Source organism: Janthinobacterium darwini (genome assembly GCF_051380905.1).
Taxonomy (GTDB): Bacteria; Pseudomonadota; Gammaproteobacteria; order Burkholderiales; family Burkholderiaceae_D; genus Janthinobacterium.
Genome location: NZ_JBNYXX010000001.1, coordinates 1,748,615 through 1,766,705, shown reverse-complemented (window position 1 = coordinate 1,766,705; position 18,091 = coordinate 1,748,615). Strand labels below are relative to the sequence as shown.

Genomic DNA, 18,091 nt, shown 5'->3' with positions numbered 1-18,091 from the left:
CTCATGTGACGAAGGTGGCGACAGCCCCGGCATGCCGGGGCAGGTCGATGATGAAGACGCAGCCATGGCCAGGCACGCTGTCCACGCTCAAGGTGCCGCCATTCGCTTCCACGCTGCGCCGGGCAATCGACAGCCCCAGCCCCAGGCCCGTCTTGTTGGCACCGCCTTGCGTAAAGGGCATGAACATGCCATCTGCGGCCTCCGGCGACAGGCCGGCGCCGTTGTCCTCCACTTCGATCCTGATCCTTTCGCCGTGCGCGTAGGCCCGCAGCACCACCGTCCCGTTCGGCGCGCCAAACTTGAAGGCATTCTGCAGCAGGTTGCCCACGGCGGAGAGCAGCAAATCCTGGTCAGCATAGAGCTGCGGCATGGGAGAGACCTCTTCCATGATCAAGGTGCAGCGCAGCAAGTCCGCTTCCAGCCTGGCTGAATAGCTCAGCTCACTGATGAAGTTGCTCACGGAAAAAACCGTGCGTTGCAAGGTCAGGCCTGCCTCCACCCGCACTTCGGCCAGCGAGCGGTCGATCAGGGTACGCAAGCCCACGAGGCTGCGGTCGAGCACAGCGCCAGTGGCGCCCGTCACGCCCATGCCGCCCTGCTTGATCGCTGCGACGGCCAGGCCTGCCGTGCTGAGGTGATTGCGCAGCTCATGGGCGAAGAAGCCGATACGCTGGCTCAGTGCCAGTGCCTGCTCATTGGCGATGACCACATCGCGCCGCTGGATAAATTCGGAGACTGCTTCGGCAATGCCGTTATCAAGGCAACGGTTCAGTGTCCTGAATTCCTCGACGGCAAATTGCTCACCCAACACCACGGCAAGATCGCTGACAGCCTGGCACAGGTCGCCATAATCGTGCACCACCTGACTGACGGAATAGCCGAGCGCCAGCAATTGCCCGCCGTGCGTGGTCGCGCTGTCGGCCAGCTCCGAGATAACCGCCGCACTACCGTCGGCGGGACCGGAAATGGCCAGGCTTTGCGCCAGCTTGCCCGCCTCTTCCGCCTTCAGGGTACGGATCAGCTGATCCAGGAAGATGGGGATGCCTTCTCTTAACTGCATTTCAGTCGAAAAACGCAGGGGCCGCTTGGCGACTTTTTCGCGGCAACGGCGCTCCAGCTCGGCGCGGTTTTCCGCGAGAAATATATGCATCATGGCGTTTTCGGCAATCTCAATGATTAAGAATAGGCCAGCCTAGCGCGTTGACCTGCCAAGCACCGTCTGCTACCGAACATAGTTGCGCGCACGCCCGTCCGGTGCCGTGCAGCGCAGGCATCGGCCATCCCCCTGTGCTATTGTCATCGGATACATAACCAAGCAGGTGCCTCGCATGCAAAACATTGTTACCAGCGTTTCATTCCGTTACCTCGATCCACGCCAAAAGGAACCGGGCCCGAGCAGGGAATTCATCAATCAGAACATTCTGCTGCCGCCGGGCGCCCATCTGCCGCGCATGGGCGAAGCCATCGAACTGATGCACTGGGACTTGAAGCGCGACATGAAGTCCGGCGTGTATTCCGTCCTGTTCATCCACACGCGCATCGCCTTGTTTGATGGCAATGACAAGCCATCGGGCTGGCACAGCACAATTACCGTGGGACCGCTGTCCGACGATATCGACGCGCGCTTCCTCGCCGCTGCCTCCTGACAGCCGTGCGGCCCTTGTTGCAGCCAGGCTTGAACACCTAAAATAGTGCTTTATATTAAACATGACCGTGACGGCAGCCGGTGGCGCTGTCACGCGCAATGCAGGGAAAGACGACGATATTGATGAGTACACTTGTAGAGATGGCAACACAGGAAATGACGGCAGCCATTGACGCCTGGTTCGATGAGCGCCTGCAGCGCACCGACCTGGAGCAATCCGTCAAGCGCACGACCTTGCAAGCGGGCATCTTCAATGACTTGATGCTCGACTACAAGCCAGGGAGCGCGATCGCCGACGATCTCGACCTGGGTTTCGATGACGACGACGCGCGCCCCAGGACGCCGGCGCGCCTTGACGATGCGCAAATGCGCGAGGCTGTCGCGCCACAACTGACGGCGCAGGTGCAAGCCCGCCTGGCGCCGCTGGTGGACACGCCGATGATCGACTACCGTTTCACCTGCCGCGGCAAGTTCCAGACGGCGCAGGGCAAACTGCACCTGACGTTGCTGGAATACGTCAACGAGGACAAACGCCAGGCCTTGCTGGAAAACGTACACGCGTACATTGAGCAAAAGCTCACGTATGGCAAGCATCCGACGAAGCCACTGGAAACGTTCTTCCTGGCGCACCACCTGCTCGACCCGCAACTGTTCCCGCAGCTCGACGTGGCCTGGAGCATCGCCCAATACGAACGCATCCAGGCCTTGAGCAAGACCCAGCCGGAGGCCCTGGCCAAGCACCGTGCCGACATCATCCGCGCCATCACGCAATGGGCGGAAAACGTTTTCCTCCCGCAATTTTATGACCGCGCGCTGTCCGCCTACCGCGCCACGGAATACACCTTGAAAGCGGGTGCGGCGCCCGATGCGCAGGCGCTGCAGCCGATCGACCTGCTGCTGTATGGCGCCGTCATGATCCTGCGCCACGAACCGAGCTACGCCAAATCCAGGGGCCTCAAATTCCTGGACATCGCGCGCGAACTGGGCAGCGAACGGGCCGTGCGCATGCTCAAGGAGGGCAGCGGCACCTTCCCCGATGCCGACATCCACCTGAAAAATGCGCTGCTGGAATGCCGTGCCAACGATGTGTTTGCCACCATCAGCATCAATATCGCCAGGGAAGAGGAAGACGCGTATGCGCAGGCGCTGGCATTCATCACGCATTTGCTGCAAAACGGTTTCCCGAAAAGCTACCAGATCAAGCTCAAGTCCAAGGTGAAGGAATATCTTCCCTTGAAAGGGCTGGCCAGGTCCGATACGCACCGCTTCTTTGCCAACGCCCTCGCCTATGCATCCCTGCGGCCGCAACTGGAAGCGTATGCGCGCGCGGCCATCGAAGAATTCGAGTTCTATGCCGACACGGAAGGCGAAAAGAACTGCATGCCCGGCAGCTATGCCACGTTTGGCCTGGGCCTGCTCGACGTGCGCTATTTCTCCCTGGTGCAGCACTACATGGCCAACGTCGACGAAGAGCACCAGTCCGTACAGGATCAGTTCACGGCCGCCTTTGCCGAGCGACATGGCGTCACGGGCGACTCCATTGCCGTGCTGGCGGCGTGTCTGCGCGCATGCACGGATAACGCAAAGGTCAGGATCCAGGCAGAGCTGGAAGAGGTGGAGAAACTGGAGCTGTTCTGCCAGCAACTGCAGGGGCTGGAAGGCTATCTGGTGGAGCACATGCTGTATCCGGTCTGGGGCAAGCTGGAAAAACTGGCGGCCCTGGCGCGCAAGGCGGAAGGCCAGCGCAAGGAGCTGCTGCTGGCCCTGCTGGCAGCGGCAAGCAAGGCGCACGCCTGAGGTGTGCAACGTTATGACTTTCACCATATATAATGCGCACGCCTGAGTTGCCCTACAGCATCTTTCGGCGCCTGACATTGAATCGTGGAGAAAATACATGCACAAGCAATTCCCTGCCGCCAGACTGCTGGCCGCCACCTTCGCCGCTGCACTGATGCAGCCCGCCATCGCCGCCGAAGCACCAGCCGTGGAGCTGGCACCGGTCGAGGTGGCCAATCTGTATATCAAGACCATCATCAACCACGATGAAGCCAGCGTCGCCAAGCTCAACGCCTACCTGCGCCCCACCCGCCTGGCGGGCCAACAGAGCGCCGAATACGCATCGTACAGCGGCTTGAAGGAAACGGACGCCAAGTTTCCAAAGGAAACCGGCAAGCTGATCGCCGACCTGTTCCCCGCCACCATGCGCGCAGCCGTGACGCCGGCGACCGAACTGCTGGCCGCCAATGTCATCGCCGCCAAGAATGGGGCCGCCTGCCAGGCCATCAAGGCAGATCCGGTGACGGTGGAAAACGGCATGCAGACGGCTGCCGTCAGCTTCGAATGCCAGGTCGTCAAGGTGCCCGTGGCATGGGCGGCTGCGGCCCAGCAACTGGCCAAGAGCGGCTGCAAGGTCGAGCAATGCACGGCCGGCCTGCAAAAGATCGCCGCGACCTACACCGGCGCGCCAAAGCAGACCTGGCGTGCCGTGTTTGCCGTCAGCCGCGAAAAGAACTCGGAAGCCTGGCGCAACGATTTCGCGCGCGAAACCTTCGATGAAATCTGGGAATACCTGTAATCCTGGCGTCGTTTAGAATGACTGGATGAACAAATTCACTCCGGCACCACAGCCCGCAGGTCTGGCCTTGCTGCGCCTGCTCGACCCCGACCATGTGGAAGGCGCGGTGGCCAAGCAGGCGCTGGCGCAAGACTTGCCTGCCCTGCACGGCAAGCAACTGCTGGCGCTGCTGCGCCGGCTGCGTGCCGCGCAATCCAACCAGCAGAATTATGCAGGCGCCAGTCCAGCGCAAGCCGAGCAGCAGTTCGGCGCCGCCATCGCCGCCGTCAAGGCGGAGCTGGCCAAGCGCCCGCACATTCTCAACAAGCAAGAATCCAGGGCGCTGCGCCAGGCGGCAGCAAAAAAGCGTTGAGCGAGGCGCAAGCCAGCCGCCAGCAAGGCCATCCCTTGGCCAAACGTGAGGGCAAGCACGCCTGGCCCCTCCTATAATCGGAAGATCTCCTGTTTCCGCTATTGAAAGGCGCCCCATGTCAACACGATTTTCCCGTCACGTAGCCGGCTGCGCCATCCTTGCTGTCTCCGGCCTGGCCGCCATGCAGGCGGCCCATGCCCTGGAGACGGGCCCCATCGACGCGCGCGCCGTGTGGCAGGAACGCTCGTTGTCGGCCTGCCGCAGCGAGCAATCGCACAGCGCGCCCGACGTCTGCCTGCTGCGCACCATGCAGCGCTCCGGCGCGCGCCCGCAAGCCCTCGCCGCCGCCAGGATGCTGGTCAAGGCGAACAAGGCGGGCTTCATCTCCGCCTGGCGCCCGCTGGGCAAGGCGGCCCTGGCCACCGTCACCTATCCTTTCCGCGCCAACACGAATGAAGGCAGCTTGCTGATCGGCAGCGATGGCGCCGCCATCGACGTCGACGAGGACACCGTGCGCGAGGAAGACCGCACCACACCGGCCTGGCGCGCGTTTGCCGCCGCCCACCCGGACGCCGTGCCGTTTGCCCCCGCCGATTTTGTCGGCAGCACGGCCGCCGACGATGGCGGCCAGCGCCTGCTGTTTTCCACGCCCCTGAAGAGCTGCCATGCCTGCGCCGACGATGGGGCCCTGCTGGTCGCCTATACGGTGGACAAGGCCGGTATCGTGCGCGAACGGGAAATCTTGACGATCAAGTAAGACTGCATCAAAGATAAGATAGAATTGCTTGATGGCATGTCTATACGCGTACATGCCATCTATCCACTACTTATCACGGGAAAACATGCGCCGCTCTCGCCTTGCACTGCACTTCACTGCCGCCCTGCTGCTGTCCAGCTCCTTCCCTCTCGCCATTGCCGCGCCCGCCGCTGCCGCTTCCTCCAGCGCGGCCACACCGCTCGTCATTGGCGAAACTTTCAGCATCGATTCGCAGGCGCTGAAGGAAAAGCGCCACATCAATGTGTACCTGGCGCGCGCCTGGGATACGCCGCCCGACGCGCCATTGCCCGTGCTGTACATGCCGGACGGCGGCGTGGCCGAAGACTTTTTACACGTGGCCGGCTTGCTGCAAGTATCGGTAGCCAACGGCACCATGCGTCCCTTCATGCTGGTCGGCATGCAAAACACGCAGCGCCGGCGCGACCTGACGGGGCCAACGGACAATGCGGAAGACCGCAAAATCGCCCCCGTGGTGGGTGGCGCGTCCGCTTACCGGGCCTTCATCCGCGATGAACTGATGCCGGAAGTCAAACGGCGCTACCGCACGACAGGCGAAACGGCCATCGTCGGCGAGTCGCTGGCGGGCCTGTTCGTGGTGGAAACGTATTTACTGGAACCGCAACTGTTCGACCATTACCTGGCCTTCGATCCCAGCCTGTGGTGGAACCATGGCGCACTGCCGCGCCAGGCGGCGGCCCTGCTGGCCAAGGGCAAGCCAGGCAAGCACAACCTGTACCTGGCATCCAGCAGCGAAGCGGGCATCGCCGTCGAAGTGCAGCGTCTGTCGCAGGTGCTGGAAAAACAGGCGCCGCCCGGCTTGCAATGGCATCTGGAAAAGATGCCGGAAGAAAGTCATGGCACGATCTATCACCCGGCCGCGCTGAAGGCATTCCGCGCCGTCTTCAAGCCGCAAGTAGCGGCCAAGCCGTAAACATGGACAAACTGTAATCTGGCGCAGGGCCTGCCCGCCGTCACTGGCGGGTAAAATCGGCGGCCCCTCCCCCGCCTGAGTCCCGATACCCATGAGCTTTTTGCAATTGTTTATTCTTTCCATCGTCCAGGGCTTCGCCGAGCTGCTGCCCGTCTCCAGTTCCGCCCACGTCATCATGGCGGAAAAATGGATGGGCCTGGACCCCACGTCACCGGAGCTGACCATGCTGCTGGTGATGCTGCACACGGGCACGATGTTCGCCGTCATCGTGTATTTCTGGAAATCCTGGCGCGTTACGTATTTCAGCTCGGCAGCCGCCTTCCGCAGCAATGTGCTGCTGCTTGTCGCCGCCACCGCCCTGACGGGCATGGTCGGCTTTGGCTTGCTGAAGGGCATTACCCACATCATGAGCAAGGATGCGCCTGGCTTTGAAATCGAGCACCTGTTCGGCAACGCGAAACTGATGGCCGCCGCGCTGGCCGCTGCCGGCGTGCTGATCATCGTCTCCTCGCGCCAGCAAGCGCGCCAGCATGGCAGCTTATCCTTCGGCAAGGCCATGGTGATCGGCGCCGTGCAAGGCCTGTGCCTGCCCTTCCGGGGATTTTCCCGTTCGGGCGCCACCATTTCCGCCGGCATCGCCATGGGCGTGCCGCAACGCCGCGCAGAAGAATTCAGCTTTGCCCTGGCTGTGGTGCTGACGCCAGCCGTGCTGATCAAGGAAGGCTGGCGCTTTTACCAGGCCGTGGCAAATGGCAGCCTGGACCATCTGGAACACGGTAACAGCCTGCTGCGCCTGCTCGGCCCCAGCCTGCTGGGCATGCTGCTATCCTTTCTGGCCGGCTTGCTGGCGCTGCGCTGGCTGTCTCGCTGGCTGGAACAGGGCCGCTGGCATTTCTTTGGCGCCTATTGCCTGTTTGCCGCCTTGGTGGTGCTGTACGTAGGGTAAAATTGCCGGGTTTGTAATTTGCAACTCACCATCCCAGCCAAGTTTTACCGAAAGCCAACGATGAATTTCGCCGCCACCGCCGCTCTCTCCCTTGCCATGTCCACCGATGCCTTCGCGGCCGCCGTGGGCAAGGGCGCCGCCTTGCACAAGCCGCAATGGCGCGAGGCGCTGCGCACTGGCCTGATCTTTGGCGTCATCGAAGCCATCACGCCCGTCATCGGCTGGGCCTTGGGCAGCGTGGCCGCACCCTATGTGGAAGCGTGGGACCATTGGATCGCCTTCAGCCTGCTGGGCATCATCGGCCTGTTGATGATACGCAATGCCCTATCCGACGCCGACGAGGACGAAGCGCCGGCCCAGTCGCACTCGTTCTGGGTGCTGGCTGTTACCGGCCTGGCCACCAGCATCGATGCGATGGTGGTAGGCGCGGGCCTGGCCTTGCTGGGCGCCAACATTGTCGTCACGGCCGCCGCCATCGGCTTTTCCACCTTCGTCATGGTCACCCTGGGCGTGATGCTGGGCCGCGTGCTGGGCACGGTGGCGGGCCGGCGTGCCGAGCTGGTAGGCGGCCTGGTGCTGATCATCATCGGCTGCGTGATCTTATACGAGCACATCGGCCATCCGGCCTGACGATGGGCCGACCAACGGGCGCGCACGACATACGTGCGGGCATGGACGACGGCGCGCTTTGTGCTACATTCATTACTCTGCATTTATGTCTCGCAAGGTGACCATCATGGAAACTCTGGAGCTTATTTTTGCCTCGCTGGTGCGCGAAACGGCCGAGTCAATACGCGAGCACCACGTCCCTTTCGCCATCAGACAGGACGAGCGCGCCTATTTCGAGTGGATGGACGGGCACCCGATCAATGGCTATATCCAGGAAGCGTATCGGGAGATCGAGGAAACGGCCCAGCAGATCCGCGCCATTCGCGCTGGGTGAGGACAGCTCGCCAGATCGGCTGCGCAGAGCACCTTGCGGCTGGCGATGCTCACCGTACTTTTAATACACTTCTCAGCCTCAAATCAGCGCCGCTCGCTACGCTTGCGACTGGCGTCGATGCGCTAGTTGAACCCTGGCTGACAGTATTGATGCAAATCAAAGACTCGACCGTTCGATGCGCGTAAAAAGGTCTGGGCCACGACAAACAGGTCTGGAGGCGGGAGATATGGATCAGCTACAAAAACACCAGATCAGCGGCTATGAATTTCATGTCGCGGGGGCGCTGGAGAAGGATGGGCGCTATCGGGGCATGATTTTGATCAGCAAGCGCGGCGATACGCAACAGGTGTATGCCAAGCCCGTGCTGATTGAAACGTCCAGCAGCTTCAAGTCCGTGCATGCGGCCCTGATCGAGGCATCGGCGTACGCCCAGGAACTCATCTATAGCGGCGCAATCACGGCGCTGCTGCCCGTCGATGCGCCGGCCGGCGGCAAGCAGGCCCAACAGCCGCCCGACCTGGTCGGAAATTAACGCGGCGCAAGGAGCGGCGCGTATAATCGCGTTCCCCTTGCTAAGAGTGCTTCACCATGGAATTTGTAAATTTGCCGCTGGTCTTCCTGGTCGGCTGCGCGCTGATCGCCTTGCTGGCCAAGAAGAATGGCTACTCGTGGTACCTGTTTTTCTTCGCGATTGCCGTGCCTGCGCCCCTGCTGCTGCTGGCCTTGCCGCATATGCTGGGCGTGGAGGCCGCTTCGCTGACCTCCGTACGTCTGGGCGCGGCCCTGCTATTCCCGATTGCAGGCCTGTTGCTGGCCCTGCGCAAGCGCTAAAGCCGTTTCAGCGTACCGGCACGCCATCGGCGAGGCTCCAGCCCATCGACAGAGCCACTTGCTGCGCCTCTTTTTCATTGCTGCAATCGTCATAGTCGCAGGTATCCGCATACGCGCCGCACGCCTGGTTTTGGCTGACATACGAACCGACCCAGCGGCCATCGCGGCGCTGGCTGGCCGTGGCACTGATGGTAAAACCTTTGTGGATGGTGGGATTTTCAAACGACATGATTCCTCCGATGCTAAAAGCGTCAGCCATCTGACTGGCCTCCACTGTGCGCCACATCCCGCCCGCAGTCTGTACGTTGGCCCACACCCACGCCAGGCGCGCGCCAGCCCGCGTGCGCCATGGCGATCGGGTATGATTTCGCCATGTGTGGACGATTCGATCAAAATGACACGGCGCGCGTGCTGGCGTCTTCCTTCGGCTGGACCGACGCGGTGTTCGACAGCGAGGCTGAGCCGCACCTGAACGTCTCGCCCGGCACCTACCGGCCCGTGATGCATGTCGAGGACGGCGTGCAGCGGGTCGACGACGTCTTCTGGGGTTACCGCCCGGCCTGGGCCGCACAGGCCGTGCCCGCGCCCGGCAAGAAAAAGATTCCCATCGCCATCAATGCGCGCCTGGAAAAACTCGCTGGTGCCTACTGGAAACCCTTGCTGCGTGCAGGGCGCGGTATCGTCTGTGTGTCGGGCTGGTACGAATGGACGGGAGAAAAAGGCAGAAAACAGCCCTGGCACATCCACCGCCGCGACCGAGCGCCACTGTTCCTGCTGGCGCTGGCCCATTTCGGCCCCTGGAAGTTCAGCCGCGAGGACGCAGGTTTCGTGCTGGTGACGGCCGACAGCCTCGGTGGCATGGTCGACATCCACGACCGCCGACCCGTCGCCGTCAGCCGGGAAGACGCGCACCGCTGGCTCGAACCGGCGCTCATTCCTGAGCAAGCACTGCACCTGGCACGCAACTGCATGCTCGATACGGCGTTATTCGAATGGCATGCTGTGGATAATCCACTCGTGCCCGCTGCCAGGGCCAAGGCGCCGCCAGCGGCTGCGGCGCAAGGCGCGTTTGACTGGGGAACGGATTAAGGCAGGCGCGCCAGCCTGCGCCACAGCGCCTCCATCGGTCCCTGGCGGAAGTATTGTAGCCAGTAACGGCTGAACAGCACCTGCCCCGCCATAATCACTACCGCCAGTCCCAGCATCTCGGCGGGACGCAAACGGGCGCCCCATCCCAGGCCCGGTCCCTGCAGCAGCCAGGTACCGATCAAGGATTGCAGCAGATAATTGCTCAGCGCCATGCGTCCCACGGGCGCCAGCCATGCGCCGAGCCAGCGCAGCATGAAGGGGCTGGCCAGCATCAGCGCCGCCACATAGCCGGCCGCCAGCACAGGGCCACCCGCGAACAGGCCCACTTCGAACAGGGCCGTATCGAAAACGGTTTGATACGGATCAGCCACTTGCCAGGCGATGGCGCCCGCCGCCAGCAGACTGAACGGCAAACCCACGCCCAGTCCGACGGCACACACGCGGCGCCACAGGCGCTGGTGGCGCTGCGGCTGCGTCAGCCAACCACAACGCACGGACAAGATGCCCAGCAGGAACAGCACTATAATATGCGGCAACATGACAGCGGCGTACAGCAAGGAGACGAGAAAATCGTTGGCGCGCAGCCTGGCCACGGCCCACGCGCCGCCTTGCGTGTAGATGGCGTGGCGCTCCGCGAAGCCTTGCAGATCGCGCGCGATATCCGGCGCGCCGCCCTGCTGGCCCACGGGAATCAACAGGCACAGGAATAGCAGGAAGCCGGCGGCCACCAGCCAGGCGCGGTTGCGCACGCGGCTGAGCCTGGCTGACGCCAGGGGCAGGATCAGCATGCCGGCGACGGCATACGAAGTCAGCACGTCGCCGCTCCAGATGCAGAAACCGTGCAGCAGGCCGAATGCCAGCAGCCAGCGCAAACGGCGTCGATAAGCCGTTTGCGCCGCCTCCCAGCTGCCCAGCTGGCGTTTCAGGGAACGCGTCTGCAGGGCAAAACCGGCGCCAAACAAAAAGGCAAAGATGGGATAAAACTTGAATTGCGCCAGCGCCGCCACCGCGAAGATGGCGAGCTGGTCCAGCACGGGCGGCTGCGCCGGCAAGGTGCCGTAGCGCAAGGAAAGCGTGCCCCAGGCAAAGCCCCAGATATTCACCAGCAGGATGCCAAACACGGCGATGCCGCGCAGCACATCGAGCCGCAGCAACCTGCCGGGCTTGGCGGTCACGGCGCTGAGGGCGTTCAGGGGCGCGCCAAGGTGGGGTAATCGGTCACCGTCAGGCTGAAACCGGACGCATCCGACTGCAGCCGCGCGTGGCCACCGAACGGCAAGGTGACGCGGCGGCGGATGTGGCCGAATTCGAGTCCCGTCAGCACGGGCACGGGCAGACGCTCGCGCACGTAGGCCAGCATGGCGTCGAAATCGTAGCCCTTATCCATGGGGCTCAGTTTATAGGCGGAAAAATCACCGAGCACGATCGCATGCTGGCGCTGGAGCACGCCCGCGTGCAGCAATTGCAACAGCATGCGCTCGACCCGGTACGGGTGTTCGTTGACGTCTTCCAGGAACAGGATGCCGCCGTCGATCTCCGGGAAATACGGCGTGCCCAGCAAATGCACCAGCATGGCCAGGTTGCCGCCCCACAACTTGCCTTGCAGCTCGACCTGCGGATTGCCCGCCGCCGTGCCCGTGACCTTATGCGTGGGGCCGGCCAGGCACGACCACAGTTGATCGAGCGTAAATTGCTCAGGCTCGTCGCGGGTAAAATCGTCGCAGAGCATGGGGCCGGCGAAGCTGGCACGGCCCGTCCTGGCCAATAAGCCCATATGGAAAGCCGTGAAGTCGCTGTAGCCGACAAACAGCTTGCCACTGGCGGCCATGGCGCTAAAGTCGATGTCGGGCAGGATGCGGCTGATACCGTAACTGCCGCGCAAGGCGATCACCACCTGCACGTCCGGGTCCGCGGCCGCCGCGTTCAGCTGCGCCAGGCGGCCCGCATCTGTGCCACCGAAGCGCTGGAATGTGTGTTCGGGGTCGTAGTAACTGTGGACGGTGGCCCCTTGTGCCTGCAAGCGGGCGATGCCGCGCGCCACGGCCGCTTCATCGGGCGCGCAACCGCCCGGCGCCACAATGGCGATGCCAATCTCAGGTGTCTTCAAAATATATCGGGCTAATCAAATGGTGGGCGCGCCTGCTTACTTTCAAGCTGGCTGGGAGCGCATCTGGGGCGCCATCTTACCTTGCAGATGCACATCGATCAAGGCGAGCAGGCGCTCGATCAGCTGGGGCGGCATGTCGTGCCCCATGCCCTCGATCACTTCCAGCCGGGCGCCCGGGATCAGCGCCGCCGTATCGATGCCGCAGGCGACGGGTATCAATGGGTCGGCCGCGCCATGGATCACCAGCGCCGGACAGCTGATGCTCGGCAGCAAGGCCGTGCGTTCGCCCGAAGCGGCAATCGCCACCATCTGTCGCGCCACGCCTTCCGGGCAACTGCCACGCTGCAGCGCCGCTTCGATGCGCTGGTACAGCAGTTTTTCCGAGACGGGATAGGCGGGACTGCCGATGACGCGCACGGTGGCGGCCATGTGCGCCATCAATTCGGCGCGGCTGGCATTGCGCTTCGGACGTTGCAACAAGGCGTTGCGCGCCGCCCGCGTGGGGCCGGGCAAGCCGCGCCGGCCGCTGCTCGACATGATGGAGGTCAGGCTCAGCACCTGCTGCGGCGCGCGCGCCGCCATCACTTGCGCGATCATGCCTCCCATCGAGACGCCAATCACGTGTGCCTGGGCAATACGCAGGGCCGCCAGCAAGCCCAGCGCATCGTCCGCCATGTCGTCGAGGGTGTAGGAAGTTTTCAGGGGCCAGCCGATGAGGTTTTTCACGTAGGCGAGCGGCAGATACGGCTTGCCTCCCAGCGCCATCTTGCTCGACAGGCCGCTGTCGCGGTTGTCGAAACGCAGCACCCGAAACCCTTGCTCGACGATGCCTTCGACGAAGTCCGCCGGCCAGGCGATCAGTTGCATGCCCAGGCCCATGACCAGCAGCACGCACGGATCGTCCGGGTTGCCGTGGCTTTCATACGCTATGCTGAGGCCGTTCGCCATGATGGTTGCCATGATTGCCTCTCTTCAGGAACCAGCACGCAGGCACGATCGCTGCGGCCTTGGACTCAGCATACCACTATTGTGATCTTGCCATCGTGACTCATGCGGAAGTCGAACTGAAGTGTTGCCGCGCCGGTACGCAGGGCGGCAACGGTGCAGTCTCAACGGTGCTGCTTACTTGGCTTTTGGCAAGGAATCGGCCAGATCCACCCACGCTTGCGGCTGCGGCTTACCCCGCTCGCGCACGCCGAAGAAGGAGACCACTTGCGTGCCGTCGTTGTCGAAGAATTCGACGGAAGTAACGCCGCCACGCTTGACGACCCAGCCGCTGCGCAGGGCCGTGTCGCGGATGTGCAGGTTGAAATCCGGGTCCAGTACATTGAAGAAGCCGCCGGCGGCCATGGTTTTCTCGATCTTGCCGCTGTAGATCTGCGTCAAGCCTTCATTGCCCAGGAACACCATGATGGCGACCTTGTCCTTGGCCGCGTTTTCCAGCAGAGTGCGCAGCGCTTGCGGCGTCACGCGCTCGACCACGCCGGCCGGTGCCAGGCGCAGCGCCTGTTCGCGCGTCAAATGGAATTCACGCATGATTTGCGCAAACTGGTGCACGTCCGTCATGTCTTTCCAGGCCAGCTGGAATTCCTTGACGTCGATCTCGGCATCGGGCTTTTCCGCCGCTTTCGGCGCCACGGCCAGCACGTTCAATTCCCCGCTTTGCTGGGGCATGCGGAAATTTGCCGCCAGCTTGTCGTAGACGGCCACGCCCGCGTCACTGCGCACATAAATCTTGTGCACGGCCGTGCCGTTGGCGTCAAAAAATTGCAGGCTGCGCGTGGGCTTGCCGTCGCGGCCCGCTTGCTCCACGGCAAAGGCATATTTCCAGTGTTCAAAGTGGAAACGCAGGTCGATCTGACCACCCAGGTAGCCGCCCGCGATATTGCGCTGGCGCGCTTCCGTTTCCGGGTCCTGCTTGGCATCGGCCTGTTCCGACTTGTCGCCCGCCTGCTTGAACTTGCTGGCGACGCCCGTCGTTTCGATGACGCCGTTTTCATTGCGCGTGATGGCTTGCACGAGGCCCAGGTCCAGCGCGGCGCGCATGATTTCGCGCGGCTGGTTGCCATCGGCCTGCAGGCGCGTGACGCCTTTGCCGATGTTGGTTGCCAGCAATTGTGCTTCCGATACGCCTAGCGCACGGGCCGCATCGCGGATCTGCAGCTTCGGCTGCTCCGTGCGCAAGGTGGACCAGCGTTCCGCCAGGGTCGCTGGGGCCGCGGTTGCGTTTGCAATCAGCAGGCTGCCTAGCAGGGATAGAACGAGTTTGGATAACTTCATAGAGAGACCATTCAATCAAACATGGAAAAAAGAGGGGCAAGCACCCCTCCCCCGGTAAAAATCAGAAATTGACGCTGAGGTTGGCGGCGACGTTGCGGCCAGGCTTGGCGTAGCGCTCGATCTCGGCGCGGCTGGCGGCCGTGGTGCCGGCGGACAGGCTGCGCGCAGCGGCGTAATCCCAGTACTTGCGATCCGTCAAGTTGTACACGCCAACGACGATCTTCGCGTTCTTGTGCACGTTCCAGTAAGTCGACAAGTCGAAGATGGTGTACGACGGCACGGTGAAACGCGGCGCGGTCGTGCCCGTCAGCAAGTCATTCGGCGCCTGTTTTACGCCCGCATGCACGGCCGTCAGGGCCAGGCCGAACAGCTCGTTCGCATGGTCGTAGCCGAAGGTCAAGGCCGACTTGGCCGGCGCAACCGAGGCCAGGCCGCCGCTGTCGCCCGTCAGGGTATTGAAGGAGCGGCCCTTGGCCACGCCCGTGGCCAGGTCGACGTGGTAACCCTGCATGGCTGGCGCCCAGGCGCCCAGCTCCGCGCGCAAGGTCAGCTCGGCGCCCCAGGTGCGCGCATTGCCGATGTTTTCAGGGCGGAACAGGCCCTGGGTGATGGTGGGATAGTTGACCGGGTCATCTTCCTGCATCACATACTCGATCATGTTTTTGTATTCCGTCTGGTAGACGGAGGCGTGCATGCTCAAGCCCTTGACGACGTCGCCCTTCAAGCCCAGTTCATAGGCCTGGCTGGTTTCCTTGCGCAAATTCGCATTGCCCAGCACGGCATAACCCTTGCCCGTGCCCGTATAGCTGATGGAATCATAGGTACCCGTGCGTTCGGCCGCCGTCGGCAGGCGCGTGCCGCGCGTCACGGTGGCGTAGGCATTCATTTGCGGCAAGACTTCCACGGACAGGCTCAGGCTGGGCGTGAAATAGGTGTCGCTCTGCTTGCGCACTTCCTTGGCTGCGCCCGGTACACCGATGGCGTAGCGTTGCAGGTTTTTCGGCTCGTCCTTGCGGTAATCGGCACGCAAGCCCGGCGTCAGCAAGGCTTTCTTGCCAGCAAGATCAAAGCTGAGGTCGTCGCGCACGTACAGGGCCAGCTTGGTCGTGTCCATGTCGGCCATGCGGTTCTTGTTGGTGATCTGATGCTGGCCCGTGGCGATGATGAGACGGTCTTCACGCCACGGACGGCCCGTTTTCAGCTGTTCCAGCTGCACGCCGTACAGCAGCGCGTTGTCGGCGTTAAGCTGCTTGAACGCTTCGGACGTGACGCCGATGCTGTCGTTCTTGAAGCTGGTGTCGATCGAGCGCTGCGCCGGGCTGCCAAAGGTGTAGACGCCTTGCGTCTTGTCATCGGTTTTCGCATTCTGCAGATACACTTTCGACGTCAGGCGGTCGAACAGGGCGAAATCCTTGAGCGCCACGTCGTGGCCCAGGCTGACGCGCGTGCGCCTGGTGGTGGAATCCTGCTGCACGCCTGTCGGATAATACGTGCTGACCTTGCTGCGCAGATCGCGCTTGTTCTTGCGCTCGAACATGTCGACCGTCAAGTCGAGCTTTTGTTCACCCGGCAAGGTCCACACGAGCTTGGACAGCAAGGCGTTCGAATGCCAGTCGTCCGGGTTGACGGGCGTGGTGCCGCGGCTGTCCGTCTGCTCGCCGTCACGGTGCACATACACGGCCAGGCCTTGCAGCTTGTCGCCGATCCTGGCGGCGCCCGTCAGGGTGTGCGCATTGCTGTGGTCGGCCGTGGCGCGGCCGTATTTATAGGAGACATAATGATCCTGCCCCTCGCCCAGGTAATCCTCGGGCGACTTGGTGATGAAGGCCACGCCGCCGCCCAGGCCCGGATTGGCGCCGCTGGCGGCCGTCGTGCCCGAATCGATGCGCACTTCGCGGAACGTTTCAGGGTCAAAATAATCACGGCCCGTGGCGAAGGCGTTGAGGGTGTTGCCGTCCGGCTTGGGCGCCGCGTCGGGCAGCACAATGCCATCGAGCTCCAGGCTGACCCGATTGCCTTCCAGGCCGCGGATGTTGTAACCGGTATTACCCGAACCATCCCACACGCTGCCGCTGCCCGAGGCGGCCGCTGGCGCGGTAATCAATGGCAGGTAGCGCACGATGCCGCCCATTTCCGTGACATTGCGGCGCTCCAGGTCGTCCGCCGTGACGACCGTCTTCGTGCCGGCGCGGCGTTCATAGTCCTGCTTGGCATTCACGACGATTTCCGGGAAGACAGGCAGCTTGGCCGGTTCCTGCGCCGCCGTGCCCGCGTTGATGGCGGCGTTTTGCGCAGCGACGGGCAGCAGGGGTGCGGCAAACAGGCCCAGCAAGGCGGCGCGCAGCACCAGGTTGTGGCGACGGTTTGGCAGGTAAACTTGGGGTACGACGGGCGCAGCGGAGCGCTGCAGAAGCACTGTAGTCATGATGATCCGGTTTAAGAGTGGAAGCTGGCTCTTGAACCCGGATCGATAACGATGCGCAAGGGAAGTTTGCTGGCGAAAACAATACTGTAACACGAATCATTCTCATTTGAGAATGGCGAAGTGGTCTAGACAGATTTTATTTCGCAACAGTTGCAAAAATGCCAGCCGGAGTGGCTGGCAAGGCATGGCTTATTACTGGCAAGGCCGTGGCGGCCCTGCCCTGTTCCGGAAAATGCTAGCCCGGCGGATTGGCCAGCTTGCGCGCTTCCGCCTGCGCGCGGCGGCGCTCGGCAAAGAAACGCTTGAGGAAGGCGCCGCACTCGTCGGCCAGCACGCCCCCTTCGATCGCCGTCTGGTGGTTCAGCGCCGGCTGCTCGAACAGGTTCAGCACGGAACCGCAGGCGCCCGTCTTCGGGTCGCCCGCGCCGTACACCACGCGTGCCAGGCGCGCATGCAGCATGGCGCCCGAGCACATCACGCACGGTTCCAGGGTCACATACAGTTCGCAGCCGGGCAGCCGGTAGTTGCCCAGTTTTTCGGCAGCGGCGCGCAGCGCCATCACTTCCGCGTGCGCCGTGGGGTCGTGGCGGCCGATGGGCTGGTTGTAGCCCACGGCGATGACTTCCCCATCCTTGACGACAACGGCGCCGACGGGCACTTCGCCCAGGTTCCACGCGTGCTGGGCCTGCTCCAGGGCCAGCTGCATGTAGCGCGCGTCCTGCGCGCTAGCGTGCGTTTCAGTCATCGGTCACTTCTGCCCAGCAATTCGGCGTTTCATGCAGCACCAGTTTATGCAGGTGCAAGCCCGTGCCGAAATGGTCGGTAAACGCCGCTTTCAGGATCTCGAAGGCGATACGGGCCAGGTTTTCCACTGTGGGGATGCGGTCGATGACGACGGTTTTATGGTCAGGCAGGCTGGCCAGGAAGTCGCGCACGGCCGTATCCTTTTCATAGACGAGGAAGGCGTGATCCCACACATCGACCAGATGCTGCTTGGCGAGGGTTTTCACGTCGGAAAAGTCCATGATCATGCCATTGTCGGAATTGCCTTCCGCTTCGATGACCTTGCCGACCAGGGTGATTTCCACCGTGTAGCGGTGGCCGTGCAAGTTGCGGCACTGGCTTTTATGGTCGGGAATGCGGTGGCCCGCGTCGAATTCGAGCTTGCGTGTGATAGTCAGCATATTGT

21 protein-coding genes are annotated in these 18,091 nt (G+C 62.7%); 12 read left to right on the top strand and 9 right to left on the bottom strand.

Annotation, left to right across the window (positions count from 1 at the left end; genetic code table 11):
- Position 1 precedes the first annotated feature (1 nt).
- Positions 2-1,153, bottom strand: coding sequence for a sensor histidine kinase (locus tag ACQ4WZ_RS08230; protein WP_436573077.1), 1,152 nt, complete (start codon positions 1,151-1,153; stop codon positions 2-4).
- Positions 1,154-1,328: 175 nt separating this feature from the next.
- Here ACQ4WZ_RS08230 and ACQ4WZ_RS08225 point away from each other — a divergent pair, with 175 nt between their 5' ends.
- From ACQ4WZ_RS08225 to ACQ4WZ_RS08175, 11 genes are all read left to right on the top strand, one after another.
- Positions 1,329-1,646 carry a hypothetical protein gene (locus ACQ4WZ_RS08225; RefSeq protein WP_436573076.1) on the top strand — a complete coding sequence of 106 codons (318 nt, stop codon included), beginning with the start codon at positions 1,329-1,331 and terminating at the stop codon, positions 1,644-1,646.
- Between the two features lie 122 nt (positions 1,647-1,768).
- Positions 1,769-3,442 carry a DUF6138 family protein gene (locus ACQ4WZ_RS08220; RefSeq protein WP_436573075.1) on the top strand — a complete coding sequence of 558 codons (1,674 nt, stop codon included), beginning with the start codon at positions 1,769-1,771 and terminating at the stop codon, positions 3,440-3,442.
- A 97-nt stretch (positions 3,443-3,539) separates the two neighbouring features.
- Positions 3,540-4,220 carry a hypothetical protein gene (locus ACQ4WZ_RS08215; protein ID WP_436573074.1) on the top strand — a complete coding sequence of 227 codons (681 nt, stop codon included), beginning with the start codon at positions 3,540-3,542 and terminating at the stop codon, positions 4,218-4,220.
- Between the two features lie 25 nt (positions 4,221-4,245).
- Positions 4,246-4,572: a hypothetical protein gene (locus ACQ4WZ_RS08210; protein WP_436573073.1), complete on the top strand. Its 327-nt coding sequence runs from the start codon at positions 4,246-4,248 to the stop codon at positions 4,570-4,572.
- Positions 4,573-4,687: 115 nt separating this feature from the next.
- Positions 4,688-5,329 carry a hypothetical protein gene (locus tag ACQ4WZ_RS08205; protein WP_436573072.1) on the top strand — a complete coding sequence of 214 codons (642 nt, stop codon included), beginning with the start codon at positions 4,688-4,690 and terminating at the stop codon, positions 5,327-5,329.
- 85 nt (positions 5,330-5,414) lie between these two features.
- Positions 5,415-6,281, top strand: coding sequence for an alpha/beta hydrolase (locus ACQ4WZ_RS08200; RefSeq protein WP_436573071.1), 867 nt, complete (start codon positions 5,415-5,417; stop codon positions 6,279-6,281).
- 91 nt (positions 6,282-6,372) lie between these two features.
- A complete protein-coding gene (locus ACQ4WZ_RS08195) occupies positions 6,373-7,227 on the top strand; it encodes an undecaprenyl-diphosphate phosphatase (protein WP_436573070.1) in 855 nt (284 codons plus the stop codon).
- A gap of 60 nt (positions 7,228-7,287) precedes the next feature.
- Entirely contained in the window at positions 7,288-7,857 is a 570-nt protein-coding gene (mntP, locus tag ACQ4WZ_RS08190; RefSeq protein ID WP_101481436.1) for a manganese efflux pump MntP, read from the top strand.
- 106 nt (positions 7,858-7,963) lie between these two features.
- Complete coding sequence (locus ACQ4WZ_RS08185; protein WP_133991234.1) at positions 7,964-8,170, top strand: hypothetical protein; 207 nt, start codon at positions 7,964-7,966, stop codon at positions 8,168-8,170.
- A 226-nt stretch (positions 8,171-8,396) separates the two neighbouring features.
- The gene (locus tag ACQ4WZ_RS08180) at positions 8,397-8,702 is read left to right on the top strand and encodes a hypothetical protein (RefSeq protein WP_436573069.1); all 306 of its coding nucleotides are present in this window, start codon (positions 8,397-8,399) and stop codon (positions 8,700-8,702) included.
- A gap of 56 nt (positions 8,703-8,758) precedes the next feature.
- On the top strand, positions 8,759-9,001 hold the full coding sequence (locus tag ACQ4WZ_RS08175) for a hypothetical protein (protein ID WP_133991229.1): 243 nt from the start codon (positions 8,759-8,761) through the stop codon (positions 8,999-9,001).
- A gap of 7 nt (positions 9,002-9,008) precedes the next feature.
- Here ACQ4WZ_RS08175 and ACQ4WZ_RS08170 read toward each other — a convergent pair whose 3' ends face one another.
- On the bottom strand, positions 9,009-9,230 hold the full coding sequence (locus ACQ4WZ_RS08170; protein ID WP_101481440.1) for a hypothetical protein: 222 nt from the start codon (positions 9,228-9,230) through the stop codon (positions 9,009-9,011).
- Between the two features lie 119 nt (positions 9,231-9,349).
- On the opposite strand from ACQ4WZ_RS08170, the gene ACQ4WZ_RS08165 reads away from it, so the two are divergent.
- Positions 9,350-10,090 carry an SOS response-associated peptidase gene (locus tag ACQ4WZ_RS08165; RefSeq protein WP_436573068.1) on the top strand — a complete coding sequence of 247 codons (741 nt, stop codon included), beginning with the start codon at positions 9,350-9,352 and terminating at the stop codon, positions 10,088-10,090.
- Here the strand turns inward: ACQ4WZ_RS08165 and ACQ4WZ_RS08160 are convergent.
- From ACQ4WZ_RS08160 to queD, 7 genes are all read right to left on the bottom strand, one after another.
- Positions 10,087-11,265 (bottom strand): DUF418 domain-containing protein, encoded by a 1,179-nt coding sequence (locus tag ACQ4WZ_RS08160; RefSeq protein WP_436573067.1) that lies wholly within the window; start codon positions 11,263-11,265, stop codon positions 10,087-10,089. The genes ACQ4WZ_RS08165 and ACQ4WZ_RS08160 overlap by 4 nt on opposite strands.
- A gap of 14 nt (positions 11,266-11,279) precedes the next feature.
- Entirely contained in the window at positions 11,280-12,197 is a 918-nt protein-coding gene (ldcA, locus tag ACQ4WZ_RS08155; RefSeq protein ID WP_436573066.1) for a muramoyltetrapeptide carboxypeptidase, read from the bottom strand.
- Positions 12,198-12,239: 42 nt separating this feature from the next.
- On the bottom strand, positions 12,240-13,157 hold the full coding sequence (locus ACQ4WZ_RS08150; protein WP_133991225.1) for an alpha/beta fold hydrolase: 918 nt from the start codon (positions 13,155-13,157) through the stop codon (positions 12,240-12,242).
- Positions 13,158-13,319: 162 nt separating this feature from the next.
- Entirely contained in the window at positions 13,320-14,477 is a 1,158-nt protein-coding gene (locus ACQ4WZ_RS08145; protein WP_436573065.1) for a hemin-degrading factor, read from the bottom strand.
- A gap of 61 nt (positions 14,478-14,538) precedes the next feature.
- Positions 14,539-16,902 (bottom strand): TonB-dependent hemoglobin/transferrin/lactoferrin family receptor, encoded by a 2,364-nt coding sequence (locus ACQ4WZ_RS08140; protein ID WP_436573064.1) that lies wholly within the window; start codon positions 16,900-16,902, stop codon positions 14,539-14,541.
- Positions 16,903-17,137: 235 nt separating this feature from the next.
- Complete coding sequence (tadA, locus tag ACQ4WZ_RS08135) at positions 17,138-17,647, bottom strand: tRNA adenosine(34) deaminase TadA (protein WP_436573063.1); 510 nt, start codon at positions 17,645-17,647, stop codon at positions 17,138-17,140.
- Positions 17,640-18,086, bottom strand: a complete 447-nt coding sequence (queD, locus tag ACQ4WZ_RS08130) for a 6-carboxytetrahydropterin synthase QueD (protein ID WP_035819191.1) — start codon at positions 18,084-18,086, stop codon at positions 17,640-17,642. Before queD ends, tadA begins: the two co-directional genes overlap by 8 nt.
- Between the last annotated feature and the right edge of the window lie 5 nt (positions 18,087-18,091).

Bases quoted from the DNA above. Each gene is read 5' to 3' on its own strand.
- ACQ4WZ_RS08230 (WP_436573077.1), bottom strand. From the start codon at position 1,153: ATGATGCATATATTTCTCGCGGAAAACCGCGCCGAGCTGGAGCGCCGT.
- ACQ4WZ_RS08195 (WP_436573070.1), top strand. From the start codon at position 6,373: ATGAGCTTTTTGCAATTGTTTATTCTTTCCATCGTCCAGGGCTTCGCC.
- mntP (WP_101481436.1), top strand. From the start codon at position 7,288: ATGAATTTCGCCGCCACCGCCGCTCTCTCCCTTGCCATGTCCACCGAT.
- ACQ4WZ_RS08180 (WP_436573069.1), top strand. From the start codon at position 8,397: ATGGATCAGCTACAAAAACACCAGATCAGCGGCTATGAATTTCATGTC.
- ACQ4WZ_RS08185 (WP_133991234.1), top strand. From the start codon at position 7,964: ATGGAAACTCTGGAGCTTATTTTTGCCTCGCTGGTGCGCGAAACGGCC.
- ACQ4WZ_RS08150 (WP_133991225.1), bottom strand. From the start codon at position 13,157: ATGGCAACCATCATGGCGAACGGCCTCAGCATAGCGTATGAAAGCCAC.
- tadA (WP_436573063.1), bottom strand. From the start codon at position 17,647: ATGACTGAAACGCACGCTAGCGCGCAGGACGCGCGCTACATGCAGCTG.
- ACQ4WZ_RS08175 (WP_133991229.1), top strand. From the start codon at position 8,759: ATGGAATTTGTAAATTTGCCGCTGGTCTTCCTGGTCGGCTGCGCGCTG.
- ACQ4WZ_RS08225 (WP_436573076.1), top strand. From the start codon at position 1,329: ATGCAAAACATTGTTACCAGCGTTTCATTCCGTTACCTCGATCCACGC.
- ACQ4WZ_RS08170 (WP_101481440.1), bottom strand. From the start codon at position 9,230: ATGTCGTTTGAAAATCCCACCATCCACAAAGGTTTTACCATCAGTGCC.
- queD (WP_035819191.1), bottom strand. From the start codon at position 18,086: ATGCTGACTATCACACGCAAGCTCGAATTCGACGCGGGCCACCGCATT.
- ACQ4WZ_RS08220 (WP_436573075.1), top strand. From the start codon at position 1,769: ATGAGTACACTTGTAGAGATGGCAACACAGGAAATGACGGCAGCCATT.
- ACQ4WZ_RS08145 (WP_436573065.1), bottom strand. From the start codon at position 14,477: ATGAAGTTATCCAAACTCGTTCTATCCCTGCTAGGCAGCCTGCTGATT.
- ACQ4WZ_RS08200 (WP_436573071.1), top strand. From the start codon at position 5,415: ATGCGCCGCTCTCGCCTTGCACTGCACTTCACTGCCGCCCTGCTGCTG.
- ACQ4WZ_RS08140 (WP_436573064.1), bottom strand. From the start codon at position 16,902: ATGACTACAGTGCTTCTGCAGCGCTCCGCTGCGCCCGTCGTACCCCAA.
- ACQ4WZ_RS08205 (WP_436573072.1), top strand. From the start codon at position 4,688: ATGTCAACACGATTTTCCCGTCACGTAGCCGGCTGCGCCATCCTTGCT.
- ACQ4WZ_RS08165 (WP_436573068.1), top strand. From the start codon at position 9,350: ATGGCGATCGGGTATGATTTCGCCATGTGTGGACGATTCGATCAAAAT.
- ACQ4WZ_RS08210 (WP_436573073.1), top strand. From the start codon at position 4,246: ATGAACAAATTCACTCCGGCACCACAGCCCGCAGGTCTGGCCTTGCTG.
- ACQ4WZ_RS08215 (WP_436573074.1), top strand. From the start codon at position 3,540: ATGCACAAGCAATTCCCTGCCGCCAGACTGCTGGCCGCCACCTTCGCC.